Raw genomic sequence first — 24,032 nt, 5'->3', positions numbered from 1 at the left:
GTACTACGAAACGAATTTTCGAAGATCAAACCGGTCGCTTTCGTCACCGGATCCGATCGGTCGGCAGACGCCGTCCACCTGTTCGGGTGAGTGGCCGACACCGACAGCACGGTGTCGAAAGCCAGGTGAAACCGGCGACACGGTCGCTCGAGGAGGTACGACTCCGTCGGTACCGACGCGGCAAAAATGGAACTTTGTAGCGCGGGGCGACCGAGTTACTCGTCGTCGTCGACGAGCTCGTCGTCTTCGTCGTCGGCGCCGTTCTCGTCGTCGGCGCCGTTCTCGTCGTCAGCGCCGTTCTCGTCGTCGGCGCCGTTCTCGTCGTCGGCGCCGTTCTCGTCGTCGGCGCCGTTCTCGTCGTCAGCGCCGTTCTCTTCGTCGTCAGCGCCGTTCTCGCCTTCCTCGATCTCGAAGGCGCCGCGCATCGCGTTGTCGTGGGGACGGCAGACGTACTCGTACATCTCCTCGCTGGCCTCGAAGTCGAGGAACTGGTCGTCGCCACCCTCGTTCTCCTCGTCGGTCTCGAGGTCGTCGACGATCTCGTCGTCCTCGTCGACGATCTCGATGTTGTGAGCGGAACCGTCGCCCTCTTCCCAGCCGATCTCGTACTCCTCGCCTTCCTCGAGGATCAGCGTCGGGTTCTCCTCGTCCTCGATGTCGTCGGGAGCGACGCCGACCCAGCCACCGCTCTGTGCGTCGAGCTCGATCGTCTCGCCAGGCTCGATCTCGACACCGTCGCCGTCGGCGCCGTTCTCGCCGTTCTCGTCGTCGTCGCCGTTCTCGTCGTCGTCGCCGTTGTCACCACAACCGGCAACCAGCGTCGTCGCGGCCGCAGCACCCGTAACCTTCATCGCCGTTCGTCGGGAGATGCCGTTATCTCGTGTCATCACCGATGGGTTAGGACTGGGTACATAAAAATTGCAACCCTCCGATCGTACGTCGCTATGCGGTCTCATACCATAGATATCGGTAATAACGGGCGGATAACTTCGCGGCCGAGAGATGTTTTGAAGTTGTCACGATGGCTCAGCTGTCACCGTGTTCTCCGGTTCGGAACCGGTCGGGGTCCTCGAGCGAAAGCCGGAGGAACGCGGGGACGGCGACTAACGCGATCGCGATCTCGAGGCCGCCGACGACGAGAAAGGCCGAGCCGTAGCCGTAGTTTCCGGCGACGGTGCCGCCGATCAGGAACCCGCCAAGAAAGCCGAGGCTGCCGGCGAGGTTGAACCCGGCCATCGCGACCCCGCGTTCTCGCTCGCGCGCGATATCGGTGACCAGCGCCATCGTCGCGGGAGAGACGAGCGCGCCGAGGACGCCGACGGCGACCATCGCTACCGCCGCCGTCGCGACCGACGGTGCGGCGCCGACCGCGAGGATGCCGACGCCGTAACACAGCGAGCCGACGACGATCGGGGCCGTCCGTCCGATCCGATCCGAGAGCGCCCCGAGGGGGTACTGCAGCAGGGCGAAGGGGGCGAAAAAACAGGCCAGCAAGAGTCCGGTCGCGGCGGGGCCGATCCCGAACGTCTCCTGGAAGTACAGCGTTCCGACGAGGGCGAAAAAGCCCGCGGTCAGTCGGTCGACGAACCCGAACGCGTAGGGGATCGTCAGCGTCGGCTGCCGTCGGAGTCCCTCGACGAGCGCGCGGGCGGAGCGACGGTGCCCGCCGCTGCGGTCGGGCACCAGCGAGACCAGCGCCCCGACACAGACCAGCAGGACGGCCGCGGCGACCAGCGGCGCGAGCGGGTTCAGTTCGGTTAGCTGGCCGCCGATCGGGGCGCCGAGCGCGGCGCCGAGTCCGATGGCGATCCCCGCCGCACCCATGTTGCGTCCGTGCCCGCCCTCGAGATCCATCAGCATCGTCATCGTCAGCGAGAACGCGCCGATGGTCATCGTTCCCTGGAGGACCCGCAGGGCCAGCACGCCCTCGAACGGGATCGAACCGATCGCCGGAACTGCGGCCAGGGTGGCGTATCCGATTGCGCCCGCGAGCGCTCCGACGACGATGAACGGACGGCGCCGGCCCGTCGCGTCGCTTGCGAGCCCCCAGACACCGACGAAGGCGACGTAGGCGGCGAACTCGCTGACGAGGAACCACATGCTCGCGTCAAGCGCGGTCGCCGCAACCGGCGAGGACGTCGCGTCGGCCCCGAGGGTTTCGACGAGCGTGGCGACCCCCGGGTACAGCAGCAGCTGAGAAAACAACACCGCAAAAACGACCGCCGCGAGGAGGATCCGTTCCCGGTCGTTCGAGTGCACGGGGGGTGGTTCGTGTTCGTGACCTATCAACCCGTTCGTCTGCCCGCGCGGGGCCTGCGGTTTTTGCCGTTACTGGGACGCATATGAACGTGGAGTAGTATGCGTACTAAACATGAGTGACGACGCGAGCGACGGGCGCAGCGAGCCGTCGGCCCCCCGATTCGGAACCCGAAGCGTCCACGCCGGTCAGTCGGCCGATCCGACGACGGGCGCGATGGCGCCGCCGATCCACCAGACGACCTCCTACGCCTTCGAGGACGCCGATACCGCCGCGGAGCTGTACGCCCTCGAGGGAGAGGGGTACATCTACTCGCGGATCGCCAACCCGACGGTCCGGGTCCTCGAGGAGCGGTTGGCCTCCCTGGAGGGCGGGGCGGGCGCGGTCGCGACCGGGAGCGGGATGGCCGCGCTCGACTCGGCGGTGTTGATCCTCGCGGAGGCAGGCGAGAACGTGGTCTGCTCGACGGACACCTACGGCGGGACGACGGCCTACTTTTCGAAGACGGCCTCCCGCCGGGATATCGAGACTCGGTTCGTCCCGACCCTCGAGTACGAGGCCTACGAGGCGGCGATCGACGACGACACCGCCTTCGTCCACGTCGAGACCGTCGGCAACCCGTCGCTCGTGACCCCCGACTTCGAACGGGTCGCCGAGATCGCCCACGAGCACGGCGTCCCGCTCGTGGTGGACAACACGTTCGCCACGCCCGCGCTGTGTCGACCGCTCGAGCACGGCGCCGACGTCGTCTGGGAGTCGACGACGAAGTGGCTCCACGGCTCGGGCACGACGGTTGGAGGCGTCCTCGTCGACGGCGGTTCCTTCCCCTGGGGCGAGCACGGCTACGACGAGATTGCGGGCCAGAACCACGCCTACCACGACGTCGACTTCTCGCGGGACTTTCCGGAGGCTCCCTTCGCCGCGGCCGCGCGCTATCGCTCGCTGCGCAGCCTCGGCAACCAGCAGTCGCCGTTCGACGCCTGGCAGACCCTGCAGGGACTCGAGAGTCTTCCCTTGCGCGTCGAGAAACACTGCGAGAACGCCGCGATCGTCGCCGACTACCTCGAGAGCCACGACGACGTCGCCTGGGTCACCTACCCCGGACTCGAGTCGCATCCGACCCACGACAACGCCTCGCGATACCTCGCGGATTACGGCGGAATGATCGCGTTCGGCATCGAGGGCGCGGGCGAGCGCGGCGGGTACGAGGCGGGCAAGGCCTTCTGCGAGAACGTCGAGCTCGCCCAGTTCCTGGCGAACATCGGCGACGCGAAGACGCTGGTGATCCACCCCGCGAGCACCACCCACGGGCAGCTCACCCCCGAGGAGCAGGAGGAGGCCGGCGTCACGCCGGATCTCGTCCGGCTCTCGGTCGGCGTCGAGGACCCGGCGGACATCCTGGCCGACCTCGAGGGGGCGATCGACGAAGCGACACGCGCGGCTCGCGAGGAGTAACCGTGACGACCAAGGAGACGATCGACCTCGGGGAGTTCCAGTTCCTCTCGGGGGAGACGATCCCGAGCCTCGAGGTCGCCTACGAGACCTACGGCGAGTTCGAGGGGGACAACGCGGTGTTGATCTGTCACGCGCTGACCGGCAGCGCCCACGTCGCCCGCCGTCCCGACGCCGACGACGCGACCGCGGGCCAGGCCCGGGCCTGGTGGGGCGACGTCGTCGGTCCCGGAAAGGCGATCGACACCACCGAGTACTACGTCGTCTGTGCGAACGTCCCCGGCTCTTGTTACGGGACGACGGGACCGGCGAGCACGAACCCCGAGACGGGGGAGCCGTACGGGACCGACTTCCCGCCTGTGACGATCGGCGACTGGACGCGCGCCCAGCGGCGGCTACTCGACGCGCTCGGCGTCGGTCGACTCCACGCCGTCGTCGGGGGTAGCGTCGGCGGGATGAACGTCCTGGACTGGCTGCGTCGGTACCCCGACGACGTCGACCGGGCCGCGGGGGTCGCCACCGCCGCGCGACTCGACGCGCAGTGTCTCGCGCTCGACACCGTCGCCCGGCGAGCGATCACGAGCGACCCCGACTGGAACGGCGGCCACTACTACGGTGGTCCCGAACCCGAGGACGGGCTGGCCCGCGCCCGCCAGATCGGCCACATCATGTACCTCTCGAAGTCCTCGATGGCCCGGAAGTTCGGCCGACGGTCGGCGGGCCGCGAGACGGTCCACGAGAGCCCGCCGGATCCCGCGGCCGCCTTCTTCCCCTACCGCGAGGTCGAGTCCTACCTCGACTACCAGGCCGAGAAGTTCACCGACCGGTTCGACGCCAACAGCTACCTCTACCTGACCCGCGCGATGGACGACTTCGATCTCTCGGCGGGGTACGAGTCCGACGCCGACGCGCTGGCGGCGTTCGAGGGCGAGCTGTTACTTCTCTCCTTTACCGGCGACTGGCACTTCACCGTCGAGCAGGCCGAGGTCGTTGCCGAGGCCGCCCGCGAGGCCGACGTCGACGCCGCCCACCACGTCGTCGACTCCGATCACGGTCACGACGCCTTTCTCGTCGAACCCGAGAAGGTCGGGCCGCCGCTGTCGGAGCTGCTCGAGAACGGGCTCTCCGGGCGGGCGATCACGGACACGAATCCCGAAACGAAGGACGAGGACGACTCGTTCGCGCCAGTCCACACGAGCCTCTTTTCGAAGTGACGGCGCCCGCGGCGGGCCCCTCAATCGGCGTGTGCGGTCGACGGCGCCTCTCGGGGGACGTACTGCTCCGCCAGCTGACGTTCGCCGCGACGGCGATCGATCCAGTAGCGGACGTCCCGCGCGAACAGGCCGAGACCTACCGTGCGGACCAGCCGATGGACCGGCCGCTGGGGCGAGCGAAACGTCGCGATCAGCGACCACATCGACCCCGCAGCGTAGGCGCCCAGCGCCGAGAAGGTCATCCCGAGGGTGAGAAACGTCGTGCCGTACACCATCCCGATCGCCATCGACGGAATGCTCGTCCCCAGCGGGACGCGGGCGCTCGCGTCCCGCAGCGTCGGGGCCAGAAAGAGGATCGAGAGTGTGCTGCCTACCATGAACACCAGGTCTTGCCACATCATCGAGACAACTTACTCGACTCCGAGTAAATAACTCTCTCGGTATCGAAATGGCCGATTACCGCAGAATTTCAGCGATCGCTGACGGCCCTGGGCTACTCGCGATCCAGCACGCCCTCGGCGAGTAACGTGTCCCGAACCTCGGCCATCGAGTCGACGACGACCTCGCAGTGGGGTTCGACGGCCGGCTTCGGCTCGAACCCGATCGGAAGCCCGGCAACCCGCAGCATCGGCAGATCGTTCGCGCCGTCTCCGACCGCGACCGTCTCCTCCAGCTCGGCGCCGACCCGGCTCGTCAGCTCCTCGAGCGCGGTGTCTTTGGTCCCCTCGATCAGCGGGCCCTCGACCTCGCCGGTGAGTCGGTCCTCGGCCATCGGCAGCCGGTTCGAGACGACGTGATCGACCGCGACGTCCTCGCGCTCGAGGGCGGCCTCGACGCCGCGCTCGAATCCGCCCGTGAGGATCGCCGTCGTGACGCCGGCGTCGTTCAGCGACTCGATCAGCGCCGCCGCTCCCTCGCGGAGTTCGACCTCGGCGAAGGCCGCGGCGACGGCGTCCTCCTCGAGTCCCTCGAGCAGCGCCGCCCGCCTGCGGAGGCTCTCGGCGTACTCGATCTCGTCGTTCATCGACCGTTCGGTGATCTCGGCCATCTCGTCGGCGACGCCACACTGTTTGCCAAGCAGGACGGTCATCTCGGAGTCCGAGAGCGTCCCGTCGAAATCGAACGCAACGACTGTCATCAGCCGTCGGTTGTGGCCCCCCGGATAAACCAGTTCAGGTTCCGCCGCGAAGACGTGATGGGCCGGTCGACCCGAAAACTGTTATCGTCGCGCCGCGATCGCCGGAGTATGTCAGGCGAGCGACGACTCGAGTACGAGAAGGGCCCCTCGCTCGAGGGCGAACCGACCGCACCCGAAAAAGCGTCCGTCCCTTCGGACGACGAGTCGCCGGAGCGACGACCCGAGCGAAGTCGACACTCGGTCGTCGCGTACGCACCCTGGACGGTCGGCGCCGTGTCGGGACCGGTCGCGTTCGCGCTCTCCGCTCTGCTCTCCGCCCAGCTCGCGGCCGCGATGTTCGCCTCGGGGATGTTCGCGCAGGCCGAAAACGAGCCGAGCCAGTGGGTGATCGCCGCGTTCACGCTGCTGGGAAGCCACGGCGCCGGACTCGAGCAGGGTGGCGAGCCGATCCAGGGGGCGTACGCACCGACCGGGCTGATCACCTCCCACGTCTCCGCGCTAGTTCCCGTCGTCGTCCTCGCTACCACTGGCTACCTGCTCGTCCGGTACGTGCGCCTCGAGACGCTCGCGGACGCCGGACAGCTGTTCGGTACGCTGACCGCGAGCTACGTCGCGCTGGCCGTCGCGGTCGGCGCGGTCGCACAGTGGTCGCCCGCGGACGGCGAGCCCGATCCGGGCGAGGTAGGGCCCGATCCCGAGACCCTCTCGGTCGCCGTCGACCTCTCGTCGGTTCTCTCCGTGACGGCTACCGTCGTTCTCTTCGTCGTCCTCGGCGCCGCCATCGCGGCCCTCCCGCGGCTGCTCGCGGACGGACCGATCGAAACGACCGACGCGGACGCGAGCTGACCCGCCCGCTTACTCGTCGGTTCGGGCCCCGCTCGGCGAGGACTCGGTCGGTTCGTTCGGCGACTCCCCGCGGTCGTCGTCGGGCTCGCGAGTACCACCTGGCGGTCCGTCGCGCTCCCGAAAGTCGAGCCGCTGGTCGGCCGCCCCCTCGTCGTCGAGAAAGGAGAGTTCGCGCTGGGGGAACGGGATCGTGATCCCCGCTTCGTTGAACCGGTCGTAAATACGACGGTTGAGCTGGTCGACCGCGCGGATCTCGGCCAGCGGGTGGGCGACGTAGGCCTGGAGCTCGAAGACGAGCGCGGAGTCACCAAACTCGCGAAACAGCAGGCGCGGCTTGGGCGAGCTCCGGATCATCGGCGCGTCCTCGCAGACCTCCATGGCGATGCGTTCGACGGTCTCGTAGTCGGTTCCGTACGCTGCAGAGACCGAGACGTCGACCCGGATGTGGCGCCGGGGCGCCGTCTGGTTGACGACCTGGGTCGAGTTCAGCACCGAGTTCGGTACCGTTACCATCGTGTTCTCCGGGGTCAGCACGGTCGTCGATCGGATGCCGATGTCGACGACGGTGCCGCGCATCTCCTCCTCGAGCAGGATGACGTCGCCCGGCTTGTACGTGTTGTCGAAGTACAGCGCGATACCGCCGATCAGGTTCCCGATCGCGTCCTGGGCAGCGAAGCCGATGACGATACCCAGCACACCCGCCGACGCCAGAAACGGCGTCACCTGGAGGTCCCAGATCGCGACGATGACAAGCGCCGCGATCGCGACCATCCCGATCTTCCAGAAGTTCTGGAAGATCGGCGCGAACTCGTAGTCGCTTCCGGAGCCGTTCGCGATCTCGAGCCACCGGCTGCCAATTCGGATCGCCGCGCGGGCCCACAGTACGGTCAGGGCGGTCGCGACGGCGTTGCTGAGCAGCGACTGGGCGTCGATGACGCCGAACGCCTGTAACGCGACGGAGATCCCGATCAGCAGGATCGAGATCGCAAGCGGGGTGTAGATCTCCTCGGCGGTCGCCCGTCCGAACGAGCTCGGCTCGTCTTCCCCCAGCGGCGGAAGATACCGCTTGCCGAGCCAGTGGACCAGCCGGGCCAACAGGTACGAGCCGACGATGATCACCGAGAGCAACAGCCACTCCCACTCGAGCAGCGACATCGACAGCACCGACTGACCGACGCCGTCGACCTGCAGCCACCGCCACGAGGACGTTTGGAGCGACATCGAGGACGTGTAAGCCGTCGCTACGACGAGTAATATACTGTTGGATGTTCGGTCGAGCGCTTTTTGTCCGGGCCCGAATCGTCCTCGAAACCGGAACGGTCAACGGAGACGCCCGCGGATTGCCACCGATGGGTGGTGACGAACGGGCGCGCGCCCGCCGAGAATGACCGGCCCGACTGCCGGGGCCGAGGTCGTCGCGCTCGCGCTGGTGCCGGCGATCCTCTGGGGGCTCGCGCCGGTTTTCGACAAGCGCGGGATGGCCAGCGGCGGCGGTTCGATCCAGGCCGCGCTCGTCGTCGTGGCCGTTCAGCTGCTGTGGTACTGGACCGCCATCGCCGTCGTCTACGGGCGCTCGGCGTTCGCCGGGTTGACCCTCGAGGTGCTGGCGGTCTTTGCCTTCGCTGGTGCGATCGGGACGGCGTTGGGTCGGATCGCGATCTTCGTCGGCGTCGACAGGGTCGGCGCGGGTCTCAACAGTACGATCCTGAGCACGCGGCCGCTGTTCGCGACGCTGATCGCCCTCGCGGTTCTGGGCGAACCGCTGGGTCCGGTGACGGGGACTGGAATCGTCGTCCTGGTCGCCGGCCTCTCGATCCTGACGCTGTCCCGGGGCGGCGACCTCGAGGGCTGGACGCTACGGGATCTGGGCTGGCCGATCCTGGCGGCCGCGACGTTCGCCGTCGCTAACGTCGCGCGCCGGTACGGGATTCTCGAGACCCCGATCTCCGCGCTCGAGGCCGTCGCGATCAACGAGACCGCCGGCCTGGTCGCGCTGGTCGCCTACGCGGCCGCCGTCGGCGGGCGCGACGTCCTCGAGCGTCCGCGTCGGTCCTACCGCTACTTCGCGGTCAGCGGCCTGCTGACGACCGTCGCGATGCTCTCGCTGATGGCGGCGCTCGGTCTCGAAGGCGGACGGATCGCCATCGTGGACCCGCTGGTCGCGACCGCGCCCTTCTTTACGTTACTGTTCGCCGCGGTGCTCCTGCGGGACCTGGAGCGGGTGACGAGGGGGGTCGTCGCGGGGGCGGTGCTGGTCGTCCTCGGCGCCGTGTTGATCACGATCTGAAACGGACGCTGTCGTCACCGACCATTTTTGCCACCCGATGTCGACAACGGAAGGGTTTACCCGTTCCAACCCGGTGTCTCGCGCATGAAGGTGCTCGTTACGGACCCGATCGCGGACGCGGGTCTGGACGTTCTCAGAGAGGCGGGCCACGAGGTCGAAACGGGGTACGAACTCGAGGACGACGACCTGCTCGATGCGGTCTCGGACGCTCACGGGTTGATCGTTCGTTCCGGAACCGAAGTGACCGAGGACGTCCTCGAGGCGGCCGAGGAGCTGGTCATCGTCGGTCGGGCCGGGATCGGGGTCGACAACATCGACATCGAGGCGGCGACCGATCACGGGGTCATCGTCGCCAACGCGCCGGAGGGGAACGTCCGTGCGGCGGCCGAACACACCGTCGCAATGACGTTCGCGACCGCTCGCTCGATCCCGCAGGCTCACATCCGCCTGAAGAACGGCGAGTGGGCCAAAAGCGATTACCTCGGCGCCGAACTCGACGGCAAGACCCTGGGGATCGTCGGTCTGGGTCGGGTCGGCCAAGAGGTCGCCAAAAAGCTCGACTCGCTGGGGATGGACGTCGTCGCGTTCGACCCGTACATCTCCGAGGAGCGCGCGGATCGGCTGGGTGCGGAACTGGTCGAGTTCGAGCCGTGTCTCGAGCGGGCGGACTTCCTGACCATCCACACGCCGCTGACCCCCGAGACCGAGGGGATGATCGGCCCCGAGGAGCTCGACCTGCTCGAGGGCGGCTACCTCGTCAACGTCGGCCGCGGGGGGATCGTCCAGGAAGACGTCCTCGCCGCGAAGGTCGAGGACGGCACCCTCGCGGGGGCGGCGCTGGACGTCTTCGCCGAGGAGCCCCTGGCCGAGGACTCGCCGCTACTGGAACACGACGACGTCATCGTCACGCCGCACCTGGGTGCCTCGACGGAGGCCGCCCAGGAGAACGTCGCCGTCTCGACGGCCGAACAGGTCAACGCCGCGTTCCAGGAAGAACCGGTCGCCAACGCGCTGAACGCGCCCTCGATCGACGAGAGCGCGTTCCCGCGCGTAAAGCCGTATATCGACATCGCCGAGACTGCGGGGAAGGTCGCCGCCCAGCTGCTCGACGACCGCACCGAGCGCGTCGAGGTCTCCTACGAGGGCGAGATCGCCGACGAGGACCTGGAGTTCGTCACCGCCTCGGCGCTCAAGGGCGTCTTCGAGCCCCTGGAGTGGCAGGTCAACGCGGTCAACGCTCCCCAGATCGCCGAGGACCGGGGCGTCGAGGTCACCGAGTCCAAGACCCGTCAGGCAGCCGACTTCCAGAGCCTGATCTCGGTAACCGTCGGGAACGGCGACGAGGAGGTTTCGGTCGACGGGACGCTCTTTGCGGGCGAGGACCCCCGAATCGTCCGGGTCGACGGCTACCGCGTCGACGCGATCCCGCACGGGAAGATGGTCGTCACCCGTAACACCGACGAACCCGGCGTTATCGGTCTCATCGGGAGCGTGATGGGCAAACACGGCGTCAACATCGCCGGGATGTTCAACGCCCGCGAGACGATCGGTGGGGAGGCTCTGACGGTCTACAACGTCGACAGTCAGGTTCCCGAAGAAGCCAAGGCGGAGCTCAACGAGGACGACCGGATCCTCGGCGTCGACTACATCATCCTCAACGGTCAGTCGTAGCGACTCCCGGCCGACTGCCGTCGTCGCGGGTCGACGCGTTACAGAGGTTTGAGAAGAACGCCCACGACTTCAGTCGTGGGAGGAAGTCAGGGGGCACCGATCAGTACGAACCGACTCTCCTGGTCGCCGTTGTGGATCTGTCGGTCGGACTCTGGCGGGATCCGGACCGCGTCGCCCTCGCCCAGCTCGACGTCCTCGTCGTCGACGGTGACCGTCGCCTCGCCCTCGACCAGCAGGTACACCTCCTCGTGGTCCTCGTCGGCGTGGTCGTGTTCCATCCCCTCCCAGCCGGGGTCACACTCGAGGACGGTGACGCCCACGTTCTCGCAGTTCAGCTCGTCCCGGAGGAAATAGAGGCCGTGCTGTTCGTCGCCGTCGCGGTAGTTCGCGGTTGTGTACGATGCCATCACGGAATTCGAGCACGTGGCGGCCCATAAGTGTTGGCGAGCGCCGAACCGGTTCGGCGCTCGCCCGCTTGCGCCCGCCTCTTGCTCCGGGGGTCGTTCGCGCTGCAAAAGATCTATCGCCCGCAGGCCCCTGGGATCGGCCATGGACGAGATCGCGGTCGATTTCGGCGAGGACGGGCTCGTTCCCGCGGTCGCACAGGACGCCGACACCGGCGAGGTGTTGATGCTCGCGTACGTCTCCTCGGAGGCGCTCGAACGCACCCGTGAGACGGGACGGGCTCACTACTACTCCCGGAGCCGGGAGGAGCTCTGGGAGAAAGGCGCCACGAGCGGCCACACGCAGGCGGTCGCGGAAATCCGGGTCGACTGTGACGCCGACACGCTGCTGTACCTGGTCGACCAGGAGGGCGGGGCCTGCCACACGGGGCATCGCTCCTGTTTCTACCGGACCGTCGAGGGGGAACGCGTCGGCGAACAGGTGTTCGATCCCGACGCGGTCTACGAGTAAGATGAGCGAATCCGTCTCTCGCTCGGACGATCCCGAGACCGAGCGCACGCCCCTCGAGGGGCTCGAGGACGCCCGCGACCGGTACGCACGGGCAATCAGCGAGATCGAGGAGCGCGGTCCCGAGACCGTCGAGGAGACTACCACAGCCTACCACGAGGCGACGGATCTCCTCGATCGCTACGTCGACCGGGCGACGGGGACCGGCAGGGAGAACTTCAAGGCCTACGTCGAACTCGAGGGGAAGTTCGACTCGCTTGTCGACGGGCTGTCCGACGGCCTGGAGGCCCGCGAGGCGTTCGAGGGGGCCCTCGAGGCCCTCGACAAGCGCCGACTGAGCGAGTCTGACTTCGAGCGGGCCCGCGAGCGTCTCGCTCCCGCCAGGGAGTACGCCGACCTGCTCGAGGAGCGCGAGGCGGCCCGCGAGGCGGTCGCCGAGGCGCGCAAAGCCGCGAGCAGACGGCTCCGGGCGATCGACGACGAGCTCGACGAGCGCAAGCGGCTGCTCGAACTGGCCGAGGCCGATCTGGACGCCCCGGTCGAACGGCTCCGGGAGCCGATCGCACGCTACGACGAGCTGGTCCGAACGGCGTTCCGGGAGTACCGCGACGAGGCCTCGGCGCGGGAGGTGTTCGCGCTGCTCGATCGCAGCCGCTGGTACCCGTTCGTCCCGTTCGAGCGGCCCCCCGAGGACCTGAAGCGGTTCGTCCGCGAGCGACCCGCCGGCGAGTACACGATCCCGGAGCTGCTCGAGTACGCCGACTACTCCCGGTCGAAGCTCGCCCACTACGTCGAGGACGCCGACGAGCTCAAGCGAACGGTGGCGACCCAGCAGACCTCCCTCGAGGGGATCGACGCCGAGCCGCTGACGATCGGCTGGCCCCCCGGTCCCGCGGGCGTCCTCGAGCGCCGGAGCCGGGAGCTCCGTCCGTTCGTCGACCGGGTCGCCGACGAGGAGACCGTGGCCGCGCTCCGTGAGGTTCGGCTGCTCGCTCGCGACGAGGCGTACGACCGCCTCCAGACGGCCGCCCAGGCCGTCGAGCAGCTGACGGCCGAGGAACGGGAGCGACTGCGGGACGGGCAGGTCGCCGCGGAGCTCGAGGCGCTGCGGGCCGAGCGGGAGCGACTCGAGGACGCCCTCGAGGACGACGATCCGGTCTGAGCTCGGTTCGCGTGCCGACGACTGAAGGACACGCCGACCGTAGTGATGGTATGACCACCCAGCTGCTCGTCCCGGTGGACGACTCCGAGCCCGCACGCGCAGCCCTCGAGTACGCCCTCGAACGGTTCCCCGACGACGAGATAACCGTCGTTCACGCGATCGACGACCTCGAGGCGGGGTACGCAGGCGAGCCGTCGGCCGCGGCCACCGAGGAGCGCCAGCCCGACGTCTTCGAGGACGCCAGGGCGCTCGCCGACGAGCGCGACACCCGAATCGAGACCCGCGTCCTCGAGGGACAGGCCGCCGACGCGATCCTCGAGTGTGTCGTGGAGACCGACGCCGACGCGATCGTGATGGGCAGCGAGGGGCGATCGGGCGTCTCGCGGATGCTGCTTGGCAGCGTCGCCGAGCAGGTCGCCCGCCAGTCGCCGGTTCCGGTGACGATCGTCCCGAACGGCTCGTGAGCGCTCCGGGATCACCGACGTTTTCCTTCCCAGCCGTCGAGGGAGCGGTATGGACGACCGGACGGGGACGACGCTGCACACGGGCCTTCTCATCCTGACGACGGCCGGGGTCGCCTGGCTGTCCGGGCTGCCGATGGTGTTCCCGAGCCTCGGTCCGTCCGCGTTCGTGCTGGCGCTGTTCCAGGACGGCGACGCGACCGCGCCCCGGCGGGTGATCGGGGGCCACGCGATTGGCGTCGTCGCCGGTTTGGTCGCCTACCACACCTTCGCCGGCGGGGTCAGCATGACCTCGGCGACGGCGCCGGGCTCGTTCGCGGGGCTCCAGCTCGCGGCCAGCGCCGTCGTCGCGACGCTGTTGACCGTCGGCGGGATGCTCGCGACCGACACTCGCCACCCGCCCGCCTGCGCGACGACGCTGATCGTCTCGCTGGGGTTGCTCTCGACGCTGTGGGAGGGGACGCTGATGGTGCTCGCGGTCGTCTTGCTCGTCGCCGCCCACCGAATCCTGCTGGCGACCGAGCGGGCTGGTGCCCGGTACGGCGAGGAACTCCGGCACTGACGGCCAGTAGCCCGTCCAAGCTCAGTCGCCGGCGTCGCTGGTCTCGAGGTCCTCGCCAGGGAGCTGTTGCTGGAGGACGAACGGGCCGAAGTCGGCGGCCGTCCGGCGCGCGATCGTCGCGATCCGGAGGACGTACGCCAACAGGACGGCGAAGGGGCTAAACAGCGCCGTGATCGTCGCGGCGACGACCAGGACGTAGACGTATGGATGTAACTCGAGCGCCAGCAGATTTCCGTACGAGAGGACGACGAAGGCGCCGGCCAGCAGCGTCGGGAAGCCGACGTACAGCAGGATCTTCGAGAGGTCAGCCAGCTCCTGTTGCATGTAGACGGTCTTGAAGTACTGGCGCGCGACGTGGATGTCGCTCAGGAGGTCCTCGAGGCGTTCGAGCTGGTTGTCCGCGGCCTCCGAGAGCTGGTATCGGTGGGATTCGTGGATCTTCCGGACCTCCTGGAGCTGCCAGGGGTCGTTGTAGTGGAGGATGACCGCGATCAGTTCGAAGGTGCCGAACGTCACACCCTCGAGGGCGTCGATCGTGTCGTCGTCCCGCGGTACCGTCGTCGAGACGAACGCCTCGACGTCCTCGCGGAGTTCGGGGTCGGCGTCCAGACAGACGTTCTGCAACCCCAGCGCGGTTCGGCGCTTGGCCTCGATCAGCGTTCGAAGCAGCGCGGACGGCTCCGCGGGACTGGGTCGGATCCCGGTGTGGTCCTCGATCGCCGCCCGGAAGTCGGCGGTCTCCTCGATCCGCTCGAAGAAGGCGCCGGTGGTCCCGAACTCCTCGGAGAGGATCAGCTGGTTGATCGCCAGCACGACGGTAATGAAGGGGAGCATTCCGCCGATCAGCGTCGAGGAGATCGCGACGACGTCGTCGGCCTCGGTCGGCGTGATCAGCGAGCTCCGGATCAACAGCAGGGCGGCGACGAACGTGGCGACGAGTAGCAGTCCGGAGACGATCCGTCGGTCGCCGTGGAGGTAACACCAGTGGAGCGCGGCGTCGGTCCGCGATCCCGAGCCGACCAGCGGATCCGGCTGGGACTGTGGGGCGTCGTCCTCGCCGGCTACGTCGTGGCGCCGCGTCGACTCTCCCATCTGTAGCTTCGTGTGCCATCGAGATGGAGCCGACGGAAAGGACTGCTGCCGGCAGCAGCGTCGCCTCAGGCGTCGGTCTTCGCTTCGGCCAGGGTCTCGTACATCTCGTCGGCGAGCCCGTTCGCCCGGTCGCCGTCGCGGGCCTCGGCGTAGATCCGGACGAGCGGCTCGGTGCCGGACGGCCGGGCCAGCACCCACGCGTCCCCGTGATCGAGCCGGTAGCCGTCGCGGGTGTTGAGCTCGGCGTCGGCCTCCTGGGCGTGGTTGGCCGCGGCGTCGAGCATCGCGTCGCGCTCGGCCGTCGACTCGTACTCGATGTTGCGCCGAACGTTCGCGTAGCCGCTGTAGGGGGCGACAATCTCGCTGACTGGGTCGTCGGCGACGAGCTCGAGGAACCGCGCGGCCGTGTAGGCGCCGTCGCGGGTGAGCCGGTAGTTCGGGAAGAAGATCCCGCCGTTGCCCTCGCCCGCGACGGGGACGTGTTTGTTCTTGGCCTCGAGCTCCCGGATCCGGGTGATGATGTTCGTCGAGCCGATCGGCGTCAGCTCGAGCTCGGCGCCGATCTCGTTGACGACGTCGACCAGCCGCTGGGAGACGTTGACCGCCGAGACGGTGGTGTCGTCGGGCTCGAGCTCGGCCGCCGCGAGCGCCGCCAGCGTCGCGTCGCCCTCGACGTACTCGCCGTCCTCGTCGAAGAAGATCGCGCGGTCGGCGTCGCCGTCGTGGGCGATCCCGATGTCGGCGTCGGTCGAACGGACGAGTCGGCCCAGATCGCCCAGGTTCGAGCGCACCGGCTCGGGGTCGCGACCAGGGAAGTGGCCGTCGGGCTGCCCGTTGACGGTGACGACCCGACAGCCCAGCCGGCGGAAGAGCTCCGGACTGGTCAACGAGCCCGCGCCGTGACCCGGGTCGAGCGCGATCGTCAGGTCGGCGTCTGCGATCCGCTCGCGATTGACGGCCTCGAGCAGCTCCTCGATGTACTCTCGTCTGGCTCCCTCGACGTCCCGAACGCGCCCGGTCTCGTCCCAGGGGGCGACTGTGAAGGCCTCCGCAAGCAGCGTCTCCTCGATCTTCTCGAGGTCGGCGACGGCGAGCTCGACCCCGTCGCTATCGACGAGCTTGACGCCGTTGTACTGGGGCGGGTTGTGCGAGGCCGTGATGACCATGACCGGAACGTCCTCGCGCTCGGCGTAGGCCTGGGCACCGGGCGTGGGCGTGATTCCGAGCCGGTCGACGTCGGTCCCCGTACTCGCCAGGCCGCTGGCGGCGGCGTCGGCGAGCATCTGTCCGGTGTGGCGGGTGTCGCGTGCGATCGCGATACGGCCGACCCCCCAGGCCGTCCCCGCTGCCTTCGCGACGCGCAGAACGAACGCGGGCGTCAGCTCCTCGTTGGCGACGCCCCGCGTCCCGCTAGATCCGAATACTTGCATCACGTGGTAGTCGGGCTGGCCCCCCCAAATGGGTTCCGAAGCCGGGAGACAGACGGAACGCTTTCGGGGTGGCGCCCCGACCGTTCGGGTATGGATTCGATCGAGGAGAAACGCGTCTACGGCGACCGGGAAGGAGCCACGCGCGCCTACGTCGCGAGCTCGCTCGGCGTCGTTCGCGTTCGCGTCTCCGGCGAAACCGTCGGCGAGTTCGGCCTCCAGGCCCGCTGTGACGCCGTCGACGCCGCTGCGACCGACGAGCACGTCGCCGTCGCGACCGACGAGGACGTCCGGCTGCTCGACCCGACCGACGGGACGGGCGACGCCGTCCTTACGGATACCGGGTTCGGCCCCGCGAGGGCGGTCGGCGCCGACGGATCGGAACTGCTCGCCGCGAGCCCGGACGGACGGGTCGGCCGTCACGAGGACGGCGCCTGGACGACGCTCGCCGAGTCGTTCGAGCCGACGGTCCGGGCGATCGACGGGGACCTCCTGGCGACCGACCGGGGCGTCTACCGGGTTCACGACGGCGGGCTCGATCACGCCGGGCTTACCGACGTCGCCGACGTCTCGGCCCCGGGGGTCCCCCTCGCCGCGACCGCCGACGGGCTCTACAAGCTCGGCAACGGCTGGATGGGCGTCCGCGAGGAACCGTTCGACGTCGTCGCCGTGGATCCCCGCTCCGAGCCGGGGAGCCTCCGTCGCGCACACGCGATCTCGGAGACGGGGGTCTTCGACTACCACGAGGACGTCGGCGAGTGGCGCCAGCTCGACGCACCGGGGCCGATCGTCGACGTCGGCTATGGCGACACGCCCTACGCCGTCACCCGCGACGGGACGTTTCTCGCGGCGACCGACGGCGAGTGGCGCTCCCAGCCCCTTGGCGTCGACGGCGTCGCGGCTCTGGCCGTCCACACCGCGTGACCGACGTCCGCGAACGACTCGAGGGATCGGTGCTCGAGAGTCGCGCGTTCCGGGCCCTTCGCGGGGTCGGGTACGGCGCCTACTACCGGTTGGCGGCGCTCAACTACGACCGGGAGCTGGTCGTTCGTCCCAACCGGACACCCGCCGGAACGTTCCGGTGTTACGAACCGCTCAACCGCCACGGCGACGACCGAATGCTCGCGGAGCTCGAGGCCTGTTGTGGCCCCTCGGCCGTCGTCTACGACGTCGGCGCGAACGTCGGGATCTACGCGCTCGCACTGGCAACCGGGGCGCCGGACCGCCGGATCGTCGCCTTCGAACCAGCGCCCCGAACCGCCGCCCGGTTTGGCGCGAACGTCCGGCTGAACGGGCTCGGGGACCGGATCGAGCTCCGACGGTGTGGGGTCGGCGACGGCTCCGGCGAGCGGCCGTTCTACGTCTCGACGTACCCCGAGCTCTCGGCGTTCGACCGGGACGGTGCCACTCGCTGGGAGGCGTCGGTCGCCGACGTCCGATCGGTTCCGGTCCGTCGGCTGGACGAGCTCGCTGCAGCCCTGCCGGCACCCGACGCGATCAAGATCGACGCCGAGGGGGCCGCACCCGCTGTGATCAGCGGCGCCGCGGACGTCCTCGAGCGCGAGGAGCCGACCGTCCTCGTCGAGATCCACGCCGACGGTCTCGGGGACGACGTGCCGGCCGAGACGAGGACGGCCCTCCGAGACGTTGGCTACCGGATCGACGAGCGGGAGGGGTACTGGCGTTGCGAGCCGGGTGCGGACTGATCGCACGGCAGCTACGGGCACGGGAGCGTCTCTCGAACCGTCTCGGCCGGAATGCGCGACTCTCGCCGCCCTTAGCCCCTGTATAATAATCCCCGGTGGATCGGTACGGTCGAATATGATTCTACGCTGTCGCTCGCTCCTCTCTCCGCTCTGCCGGCTCCTGTTCCGGGATCGGTGGGACGGTTTCGAACCGCGACCGTCGTCCCTGGTCGGAGTGCGCTATTCGGCGGGGACGGATCCAGTCCGCTCGCACTCGGCCGGCACCGGAACTCGATGCACTCTTCGGGCGCCGTTCGAAATCCCCTCTAACGAATGAAGCGGAGCATCACCAGCGCCTTTCTCTCGATCGTCGGCGTGAAGTTTCTCCTCATCAGCCTCGACTTTCTCTCCTCGCCGCTTTTGACCCGGTTTCTCGGGGAAGGGTACGGTGACTACGCGTTCCTGATGTCGGTGTTTGCCATCTATATGATCTTCGTCAGTACGGGTGTCGGCGACGGCGTCCGAAAGTACGTGGCTGAGGACCGCGATCGTCCCTACTGGGACGAACACGTCGTCGGATTCTACCTTCGGCTGGCGCTGTTGCTCGCGGCGGTCGGCTGTTTCCTCCTCGCGCTGGCTGCCCAGTCCGGCTTCATCCAGAACCATCTTGGCACCTCCTACCAGACGTACTTCTACCTGCTCTCGCTGCTCGTGTTTACCTCCCAGTTTCGGGAGTACACCCGCCGGACGCTCATGGGTTTTGGCCTCGAGCGCTACTCCGAGCCGCTGCTCTTCCTCGACAAGGTCCTGTTTATCACCGTCGGCGTCGGCCTCGCGTACCTCGGCTACGGCGTCCCCGGCGTGCTGATCGGCCACATGGCCGGTGCGGTGGTGACGTCGCTGATCGGGCTGGCGGTAATTCACTACCGGGTGTCGTTGACGACGGCGCTGTTCAAGATCCCCTCGCGGGAGTTTCCGCGGCGCGAGCTCTTCATGTACAACGGGCTCAGCATCGTGTTGATTCTCTGTCTGACGTCGCTGTACGAGATCGACGTCATGATGCTCGGGTTCCTGAGCACGTCACAGGAGACCGCCTACTACCGGATCGCACTGACTCTCGCGGAGTTCCTCTGGATCGTCCCGCTGGCACTGCAGAACGTCCTCCTGCACTCGACGTCGAACATCTGGGCGAACAACGACCGCGAGCGGATCAACTCGCTTGCAGCACGCATCACCCGGTATACGCTGTTGTTCACCCTGCTGCTTGCGATCGGGCTCGCGGCGCTTGCCCCGATCGCGCTGCCGATCATCTACCCCGACGACTACATCGCCAGCTACGTACCGATCCTCCTGTTGCTACCCGGCTGCGTCGGGTTCGCACTGGCCCGTCCGGTACTCGCGATCGGACAGGGGAAAGGCGACCTCCGAACGCTGATCATCGCGACCGGTGCGGCGGCGGTCGTCAACGTCACCCTCAACGGTCTGTTGATCCCCCAGTACGGAATGTACGGTGCCGCCGTCGCGACCAGTGTCAGCTACGGGCTGATGTTCGTCTTCCACCTCTGGAGCGCCAGACAGATCGGGTTCTACCCGGCTGCCGACGCGCGCATCCCGCGGGCTCTCGTCGTCGGTGTCGCCGCCGCGATACCGATCTTTCTCCTCACGGAGTTCCTTCGTGGCTCGGCCATCCCGCTGGTTCTCGTCGAACTCCCGGTCTCGCTGATCGTCGTTCCGCCGGTCGGCGCCGTGGTCTTTCTGGCGCTGTCGCTCCTGTTCGGGGCGGTCGACGTCGACGAGATCATCGACTTCCTCGAGTCGGCACCCGATCCGATCGGGAAGTTCGGTTCGAGTCTCCGGTAGCGCCGCCTCCACTCACCCGCTGTCGAGCTCACACAGCGCGAGCCGCCAGTTGTCCGGCTCCGTCAGTCGGCGCCCGGAGCGGCGCCAGTCGGTCGGCTCCGGATCGACTCCGGACGGACGGACGACGTGGGTCGAGGACGACGTCGCCCACGTCAGTGGCGCCCGCTGATCGCTGTGGAACCCTCTCGCTCGGAGCAGCTCCCGCGGGAGCGCCGACCCGGGAGCGACGAGGATGTCGGCGTCCCGGTTCGCTCGAACGACGTCCGCGAGGAGCCCGGAGAAGAGGACCGTCCGATAGGCCTCTGTGCCGTCCGCGAGCGGCAGCGCGTCGACGAGACGGACGGTCGTCGGGCCGTCGGTCCGCTCCCGTCGGGCGTAGACGAGCGCGGCGACCGGTTCGCCGTCGCGACGCGCGACGACGCTGCGGTAGGTCCACAGCGGGTTCTCGAAGCGCCACTCGTAGAACTGCTCGTCGCGGACGACGTGAAACGCCGGGATCGTCTCGACGCCGGCGAGCGCCGCGAGCGTCGCGGTCGGAATCCCGTCGTAGTGCGTTCGCTTCAGACCGGCTCCCGTATCGGCGAGTCGGTCCCTGATCGAACCGTACCCGCTCGCGACCGCGCGGGCGATCGGCTCGACGGGGTCGAGCTGCGGGATCCACGCGGTCGGGTTCTGGATCCGGTAGTAGCTCTCCCGCTCGCCGACGATCCGCCAGCCGAGCTTGCGGTTGCCCGGCAGCGACTGGTGGTTCGGGAAGTTGAAGTAGAGGTCGACGTCGTCGGCGTAGCGTTCGATCGCCCGCTCGGTCATCCGGGTGAACAGCCCCTTTCGCTGGTGGTCGGGGTGGACCATCGTGTCGCAGGGCTGGAACGCGTCGTAGCCGTCCTCGCCCGCAGCGAGCCGAAGCGGGAAGAACGCCCGCGCGCCCACGAGCTCGTCACCCTGTTCGGCGAGGACGATCGGGACGCCATCGGCGTACGGGTTCGCCTCGTACTTCCAGGCGAACCAATCGGCGCCCATCCGTCCGCCCAGGACGTCCTCGAACAGTCCGAGAAACGCGTCCCTGTCGGCCGGTTCGTACGGACGAATTTCGTAGGCGTCCGACATCGGCCGGCGTTACACCACCCTCGCGGGCTCGGTTCGGGACCGCTCGGTCCGGCGCACGCGGTTGGCCACGTCGGCCATCGTCTCGACCTGCAGACCGTCGGTTTGACGCCGACGGTCGATGTACCGGACGATCGACCGAAGCCGTCGGTGGTGGGACGACGTCCGGAGGTTATGAGGGTGCAACCAGAGGTGTAACACGCCATCGTCTGCGTCCGCGACCTCGTCGATCCCAGCTTCGACCTGCCTGACGACCGGGTCCTCGCCGAGCGCGGAGAACGGCTTCTCGTACTCGCTGCCGAAGTTGAACAGGAAGACCGACGCCGGCACGTTGACCAGCCCGTGTTCGTCGATCTCGGGCTCGACGATCGGCGGTGTCGGTTTCCCGACGACGGCGCTCGAGACCTTCGTGAGCTGTCGCTCTACGGTTCCGCAGTCCTCGTGAAGGCGGTTGACGCCACGGTAACACTCGAACCCGTGCTCCGCAAGGACATCGCGGTGACGGACCCTGTTGACGGGGAAGACGAACGACGACAGGTCGTACCCCTGCCGAGCCGCGGCTCGAGCGCAGTTCTCGATCTCCCGGGTCGCGAACTCCTCGCTCATTCGTTCGTGCTCGAGGTGGACGTGCGTGAATCCGTGGCCGGCGATCTCGTGGTCGACGTCTGCGGTCGCGATCTCCTCGACGAGCTCCGTGCCACACCAGACATCGTTCGCCGCGAGATCACCGACGCCGTGCTGACAGCACCGCTCGCCTGCGGGGTGGTTCCGGTGACTGTGGTGACAGGCGTCCAGAAACAGGTGACCGGTAACCGCCCACGTCGCCGAAATCTCGTAGGCGTCAAACAGATCTCGAAGATGCAGCCAGTTGTCGCGGCTATCCCGGAGTAGCGACGCCGGGACCTCCCTGTCGTGAAACCCCCAGCCGAGCTCGGCGTCGAGTGAGATAACGACCGATCCCATGCTACCACCGTGCTCCGTCGGCGATGGCGGCTACTCGAGAGCGGTCCCCCCTTGCTCGGTGAACCGGCGAGAAACGCCCGCTTCGAGGTCTCTTCGCCGCGTACTGTTGACGATTCATCTCACATAATGGGTGGGTTTTACCGAGTATAGTGTTTAATCTCTTAAGGAACCGTACGAATACTACTACAGTTTCTCGCCCTCCAAAGCCCGCTATAGCCGCTGAAAGGCGGATAAACTGTTCGGGAAGTTTACGTATTTGAGAACCGGGCCCGCGGCCGGCAGCTGCCGGGTGCTCCGTCGCTCGTTCTCGTCGGCGTCCTCGATTTCGATTCACGAACGATCGACGTTGCTTCCCTCATCCGGGTTCGGCAGTCTACGCGACCAGTTTGGTGTGACGCGGATCGCTGCTATCGACGCGATAACCGGTCGGTGTCGGCGTTGTCGCTCCGAAACGGTCGACAGTTCACGTGTCCGAACGGTCGCGGCCGCGGTTTCCGATCGCCGAATCGACACCCTAAGGCGGGCCGACGAGAAACTCGAACCGATGGCGACGCTTTCGATCACCGGCGGACGGGTGCTGTTGCCCGACGGGACGATACCGCGTGCGGACGTACTGATCGATCGGGACGACGGCGAGATCCTCGAGATCGGCGACGATCTCGCGGGCGAGGACGTCCTCGACGCCTCGGGCTCGCTGGTGACGCCCGGGTTCGTCAACGGCCACAGCCACGTCGCGATGACGCTGCTGCGGGGGTACGCCGACGACAAACCCCTCGAGAGCTGGCTCCGCGAGGACATCTGGCCGGCCGAGGGCGAACTTACGGCCGAGGACGTCCGGGTCGGCGCGGAGCTGGGCTTAGTCGAGATGATAAAAAGTGGGACGACCGGCTTCGCGGACATGTACTTCGAGATGCCCGAGATCGTCGACGCCGTCGATCGGGCTGGGTTGCGCGGGCGGCTCGGCCACGGCGTCGTCACCGTCGCCAAGGACGACGCGGGGGCCCACGAGGATCTGGAGACGAGCCTCGCGTTCGCCCGCGAGTACGACGGTGCCGCGAACGGGCGGATCTCGACGGCGTTTATGCCCCACTCGCTGACGACCGTCGATCGGGAGTACCTCGCCGAGTATGTGCCGAAAGCCCGCGAAGCCGGCGTTCCGCTTCACTACCACGCCAACGAGACGGCGGACGAGGTGACTCCGATCGTCGAGTCAGAGGGCGTTCGCCCTCTCGCGTACGCCGCCGAGCTGGGGATGCTCGAGTCCCAGGACTTCGTCGCCCACGGCGTCCACGTCGACGAGAGCGAGATCGGGCTGCTCGCGGAGGCGGGGACGGGCGTGATCCACTGTCCGGCCTCGAACATGAAACTGGCAAGCGGGATGGCGCCGGTCCAGCGCATGCTCGATGCGGGCGTGACGGTCGGGCTCGGGACCGACGGCGCGGCGTCGAACAACGACCTCTCGATGTTAGACGAGGCCCGCGACGCCGCGATGATCGGCAAGCTCGCCGCCGAGGACGCCAGCGCGATACCCGCCGAGCGGATCGCCGAGATGCTGACTCACCGCACGGCCGACGCGATCGGGCTCGAGTCGGGTCGCCTCGAGGAAGGCGCGCCCGCCGATCTGGCGGTGATCGACCTCGAGGAACCCCACCTGACGCCGGTCCACGACCTGGTGAGCCACCTCGCCTACGCCGCGGCCGCGTCCGACGTCCGCCACACGATCTGTGACGGGCAGGTTCTCATGCGGGATCGGGAGGTACTGACCCTCGAGGAGGACGCGGTGCTCGAGCGGGCGAGCGAGGCTGCCGAGTCGCTGGTCGCCCGCGCCGAGGAGTAGTGCGACGGGTTGGCTCGACCGGTTCTGTGACCGTCGTTCGGTTTGGCGGCCGACGGCTCACCTAGACGCGACCAAACAGTTATATTGGTACACAATAATGGT

23 protein-coding genes are annotated in these 24,032 nt (G+C 68.0%); 13 read left to right on the top strand and 10 right to left on the bottom strand.

Annotation, left to right across the window (positions count from 1 at the left end):
- Nucleotides 1–215 precede the first annotated feature (215 nt).
- The gene (locus tag NATOC_RS18860) at nucleotides 216–887 is read right to left on the bottom strand and encodes a twin-arginine translocation signal domain-containing protein (protein WP_015323079.1); all 672 of its coding nucleotides are present in this window, start codon (nucleotides 885–887) and stop codon (nucleotides 216–218) included.
- 139 nt (nucleotides 888–1,026) lie between these two features.
- Nucleotides 1,027–2,259: an MFS transporter gene (locus tag NATOC_RS18855; protein ID WP_015323078.1), complete on the bottom strand. Its 1,233-nt coding sequence runs from the start codon at nucleotides 2,257–2,259 to the stop codon at nucleotides 1,027–1,029.
- A 112-nt stretch (nucleotides 2,260–2,371) separates the two neighbouring features.
- Between NATOC_RS18855 and NATOC_RS18850 the strand changes: the two genes are divergently transcribed.
- Both NATOC_RS18850 and metX read left to right on the top strand, forming a co-directional pair.
- Nucleotides 2,372–3,712, top strand: a complete 1,341-nt coding sequence (locus NATOC_RS18850) for an O-acetylhomoserine aminocarboxypropyltransferase/cysteine synthase family protein (RefSeq protein WP_015323077.1) — start codon at nucleotides 2,372–2,374, stop codon at nucleotides 3,710–3,712.
- 2 nt (nucleotides 3,713–3,714) lie between these two features.
- On the top strand, nucleotides 3,715–4,923 hold the full coding sequence (gene metX, locus NATOC_RS18845; protein WP_015323076.1) for a homoserine O-acetyltransferase MetX: 1,209 nt from the start codon (nucleotides 3,715–3,717) through the stop codon (nucleotides 4,921–4,923).
- 20 nt (nucleotides 4,924–4,943) lie between these two features.
- Here metX and NATOC_RS18840 read toward each other — a convergent pair whose 3' ends face one another.
- Together NATOC_RS18840 and serB are read right to left on the bottom strand one after the other, a co-directional pair.
- Nucleotides 4,944–5,324 (bottom strand): hypothetical protein, encoded by a 381-nt coding sequence (locus NATOC_RS18840; RefSeq protein ID WP_015323075.1) that lies wholly within the window; start codon nucleotides 5,322–5,324, stop codon nucleotides 4,944–4,946.
- Between the two features lie 92 nt (nucleotides 5,325–5,416).
- Nucleotides 5,417–6,061: a phosphoserine phosphatase SerB gene (gene serB, locus NATOC_RS18835; RefSeq protein ID WP_015323074.1), complete on the bottom strand. Its 645-nt coding sequence runs from the start codon at nucleotides 6,059–6,061 to the stop codon at nucleotides 5,417–5,419.
- Nucleotides 6,062–6,169: 108 nt separating this feature from the next.
- Here serB and NATOC_RS18830 point away from each other — a divergent pair, with 108 nt between their 5' ends.
- Nucleotides 6,170–6,907 (top strand): hypothetical protein, encoded by a 738-nt coding sequence (locus NATOC_RS18830; RefSeq protein ID WP_015323073.1) that lies wholly within the window; start codon nucleotides 6,170–6,172, stop codon nucleotides 6,905–6,907.
- 9 nt (nucleotides 6,908–6,916) lie between these two features.
- On the opposite strand, the gene NATOC_RS18825 is transcribed toward NATOC_RS18830, so the two are convergent.
- Nucleotides 6,917–8,128 (bottom strand): mechanosensitive ion channel family protein, encoded by a 1,212-nt coding sequence (locus tag NATOC_RS18825; protein WP_015323072.1) that lies wholly within the window; start codon nucleotides 8,126–8,128, stop codon nucleotides 6,917–6,919.
- Nucleotides 8,129–8,291: 163 nt separating this feature from the next.
- Between NATOC_RS18825 and NATOC_RS18820 the strand changes: the two genes are divergently transcribed.
- Entirely contained in the window at nucleotides 8,292–9,194 is a 903-nt protein-coding gene (locus NATOC_RS18820; protein WP_015323071.1) for a DMT family transporter, read from the top strand.
- 84 nt (nucleotides 9,195–9,278) lie between these two features.
- On the top strand, nucleotides 9,279–10,865 hold the full coding sequence (gene serA / locus NATOC_RS18815) for a phosphoglycerate dehydrogenase (protein WP_015323070.1): 1,587 nt from the start codon (nucleotides 9,279–9,281) through the stop codon (nucleotides 10,863–10,865).
- A gap of 86 nt (nucleotides 10,866–10,951) precedes the next feature.
- Here serA and NATOC_RS18810 read toward each other — a convergent pair whose 3' ends face one another.
- Nucleotides 10,952–11,272 (bottom strand): cupin domain-containing protein, encoded by a 321-nt coding sequence (locus NATOC_RS18810; protein ID WP_015323069.1) that lies wholly within the window; start codon nucleotides 11,270–11,272, stop codon nucleotides 10,952–10,954.
- A 142-nt stretch (nucleotides 11,273–11,414) separates the two neighbouring features.
- Between NATOC_RS18810 and hisI the strand changes: the two genes are divergently transcribed.
- The 4 genes from hisI to NATOC_RS18790 are packed head-to-tail and all read left to right on the top strand — an operon-like array spanning nucleotide 11,415 to nucleotide 13,962.
- Nucleotides 11,415–11,780: a phosphoribosyl-AMP cyclohydrolase gene (hisI, locus tag NATOC_RS18805; protein WP_015323068.1), complete on the top strand. Its 366-nt coding sequence runs from the start codon at nucleotides 11,415–11,417 to the stop codon at nucleotides 11,778–11,780.
- Between the two features lies 1 nt (nucleotide 11,781).
- Nucleotides 11,782–12,939: a DUF7118 family protein gene (locus tag NATOC_RS18800; RefSeq protein ID WP_015323067.1), complete on the top strand. Its 1,158-nt coding sequence runs from the start codon at nucleotides 11,782–11,784 to the stop codon at nucleotides 12,937–12,939.
- 50 nt (nucleotides 12,940–12,989) lie between these two features.
- A complete protein-coding gene (locus tag NATOC_RS18795; RefSeq protein WP_015323066.1) occupies nucleotides 12,990–13,403 on the top strand; it encodes a universal stress protein in 414 nt (137 codons plus the stop codon).
- A gap of 49 nt (nucleotides 13,404–13,452) precedes the next feature.
- Nucleotides 13,453–13,962 (top strand): HPP family protein, encoded by a 510-nt coding sequence (locus NATOC_RS18790; RefSeq protein WP_015323065.1) that lies wholly within the window; start codon nucleotides 13,453–13,455, stop codon nucleotides 13,960–13,962.
- A gap of 21 nt (nucleotides 13,963–13,983) precedes the next feature.
- On the opposite strand, the gene NATOC_RS18785 is transcribed toward NATOC_RS18790, so the two are convergent.
- Both NATOC_RS18785 and glmM read right to left on the bottom strand, forming a co-directional pair.
- Complete coding sequence (locus NATOC_RS18785; protein ID WP_015323064.1) at nucleotides 13,984–15,054, bottom strand: hypothetical protein; 1,071 nt, start codon at nucleotides 15,052–15,054, stop codon at nucleotides 13,984–13,986.
- 65 nt (nucleotides 15,055–15,119) lie between these two features.
- Entirely contained in the window at nucleotides 15,120–16,484 is a 1,365-nt protein-coding gene (gene glmM, locus NATOC_RS18780; protein ID WP_015323063.1) for a phosphoglucosamine mutase, read from the bottom strand.
- Between the two features lie 90 nt (nucleotides 16,485–16,574).
- Between glmM and NATOC_RS18775 the strand changes: the two genes are divergently transcribed.
- From NATOC_RS18775 to NATOC_RS18765, 3 genes are all read left to right on the top strand, one after another.
- Complete coding sequence (locus tag NATOC_RS18775) at nucleotides 16,575–17,405, top strand: HVO_0234 family beta-propeller protein (protein WP_015323062.1); 831 nt, start codon at nucleotides 16,575–16,577, stop codon at nucleotides 17,403–17,405.
- Entirely contained in the window at nucleotides 17,402–18,187 is a 786-nt protein-coding gene (locus NATOC_RS18770; protein ID WP_015323061.1) for an FkbM family methyltransferase, read from the top strand. Before NATOC_RS18775 ends, NATOC_RS18770 begins: the two co-directional genes overlap by 4 nt.
- A gap of 312 nt (nucleotides 18,188–18,499) precedes the next feature.
- Nucleotides 18,500–20,026: an oligosaccharide flippase family protein gene (locus NATOC_RS18765; protein WP_015323060.1), complete on the top strand. Its 1,527-nt coding sequence runs from the start codon at nucleotides 18,500–18,502 to the stop codon at nucleotides 20,024–20,026.
- A 12-nt stretch (nucleotides 20,027–20,038) separates the two neighbouring features.
- On the opposite strand, the gene NATOC_RS18760 is transcribed toward NATOC_RS18765, so the two are convergent.
- Nucleotides 20,039–21,133, bottom strand: a complete 1,095-nt coding sequence (locus NATOC_RS18760) for a GNAT family N-acetyltransferase (protein ID WP_015323059.1) — start codon at nucleotides 21,131–21,133, stop codon at nucleotides 20,039–20,041.
- A 9-nt stretch (nucleotides 21,134–21,142) separates the two neighbouring features.
- A complete protein-coding gene (locus tag NATOC_RS18755) occupies nucleotides 21,143–22,093 on the bottom strand; it encodes a polysaccharide deacetylase family protein (RefSeq protein ID WP_015323058.1) in 951 nt (316 codons plus the stop codon).
- A gap of 544 nt (nucleotides 22,094–22,637) precedes the next feature.
- Between NATOC_RS18755 and NATOC_RS18750 the strand changes: the two genes are divergently transcribed.
- Entirely contained in the window at nucleotides 22,638–23,930 is a 1,293-nt protein-coding gene (locus NATOC_RS18750) for an amidohydrolase (RefSeq protein ID WP_015323057.1), read from the top strand.
- Nucleotides 23,931–24,032 lie beyond the last annotated feature (102 nt).

The organism is Natronococcus occultus SP4, assembly GCF_000328685.1.
GTDB lineage: Archaea > Halobacteriota > Halobacteria > Halobacteriales > Natrialbaceae > Natronococcus > Natronococcus occultus.
Note: the sequence above shows the minus strand (reverse complement) of the source record. Positions and strands in the feature narration are given on the sequence as shown.

Excerpts from the sequence above, each read along its gene's own strand:
- NATOC_RS18795 (WP_015323066.1), top strand. The coding sequence starts at position 12,990 with ATGACCACCCAGCTGCTCGTCCCGGTGGACGACTCCGAGCCCGCACGC.
- NATOC_RS18760 (WP_015323059.1), bottom strand. The coding sequence starts at position 21,133 with ATGTCGGACGCCTACGAAATTCGTCCGTACGAACCGGCCGACAGGGAC.
- NATOC_RS18775 (WP_015323062.1), top strand. The coding sequence starts at position 16,575 with ATGGATTCGATCGAGGAGAAACGCGTCTACGGCGACCGGGAAGGAGCC.
- NATOC_RS18860 (WP_015323079.1), bottom strand. The coding sequence starts at position 887 with ATGACACGAGATAACGGCATCTCCCGACGAACGGCGATGAAGGTTACG.
- NATOC_RS18850 (WP_015323077.1), top strand. The coding sequence starts at position 2,372 with ATGAGTGACGACGCGAGCGACGGGCGCAGCGAGCCGTCGGCCCCCCGA.
- glmM (WP_015323063.1), bottom strand. The coding sequence starts at position 16,484 with ATGCAAGTATTCGGATCTAGCGGGACGCGGGGCGTCGCCAACGAGGAG.
- hisI (WP_015323068.1), top strand. The coding sequence starts at position 11,415 with ATGGACGAGATCGCGGTCGATTTCGGCGAGGACGGGCTCGTTCCCGCG.
- NATOC_RS18800 (WP_015323067.1), top strand. The coding sequence starts at position 11,782 with ATGAGCGAATCCGTCTCTCGCTCGGACGATCCCGAGACCGAGCGCACG.
- serA (WP_015323070.1), top strand. The coding sequence starts at position 9,279 with ATGAAGGTGCTCGTTACGGACCCGATCGCGGACGCGGGTCTGGACGTT.
- NATOC_RS18750 (WP_015323057.1), top strand. The coding sequence starts at position 22,638 with ATGGCGACGCTTTCGATCACCGGCGGACGGGTGCTGTTGCCCGACGGG.
- NATOC_RS18830 (WP_015323073.1), top strand. The coding sequence starts at position 6,170 with ATGTCAGGCGAGCGACGACTCGAGTACGAGAAGGGCCCCTCGCTCGAG.
- NATOC_RS18810 (WP_015323069.1), bottom strand. The coding sequence starts at position 11,272 with ATGGCATCGTACACAACCGCGAACTACCGCGACGGCGACGAACAGCAC.
- NATOC_RS18755 (WP_015323058.1), bottom strand. The coding sequence starts at position 22,093 with ATGGGATCGGTCGTTATCTCACTCGACGCCGAGCTCGGCTGGGGGTTT.
- NATOC_RS18790 (WP_015323065.1), top strand. The coding sequence starts at position 13,453 with ATGGACGACCGGACGGGGACGACGCTGCACACGGGCCTTCTCATCCTG.
- NATOC_RS18840 (WP_015323075.1), bottom strand. The coding sequence starts at position 5,324 with ATGATGTGGCAAGACCTGGTGTTCATGGTAGGCAGCACACTCTCGATC.
- NATOC_RS18765 (WP_015323060.1), top strand. The coding sequence starts at position 18,500 with ATGAAGCGGAGCATCACCAGCGCCTTTCTCTCGATCGTCGGCGTGAAG.
- serB (WP_015323074.1), bottom strand. The coding sequence starts at position 6,061 with ATGACAGTCGTTGCGTTCGATTTCGACGGGACGCTCTCGGACTCCGAG.
- NATOC_RS18785 (WP_015323064.1), bottom strand. The coding sequence starts at position 15,054 with ATGGGAGAGTCGACGCGGCGCCACGACGTAGCCGGCGAGGACGACGCC.
- NATOC_RS18825 (WP_015323072.1), bottom strand. The coding sequence starts at position 8,128 with ATGTCGCTCCAAACGTCCTCGTGGCGGTGGCTGCAGGTCGACGGCGTC.
- NATOC_RS18820 (WP_015323071.1), top strand. The coding sequence starts at position 8,292 with ATGACCGGCCCGACTGCCGGGGCCGAGGTCGTCGCGCTCGCGCTGGTG.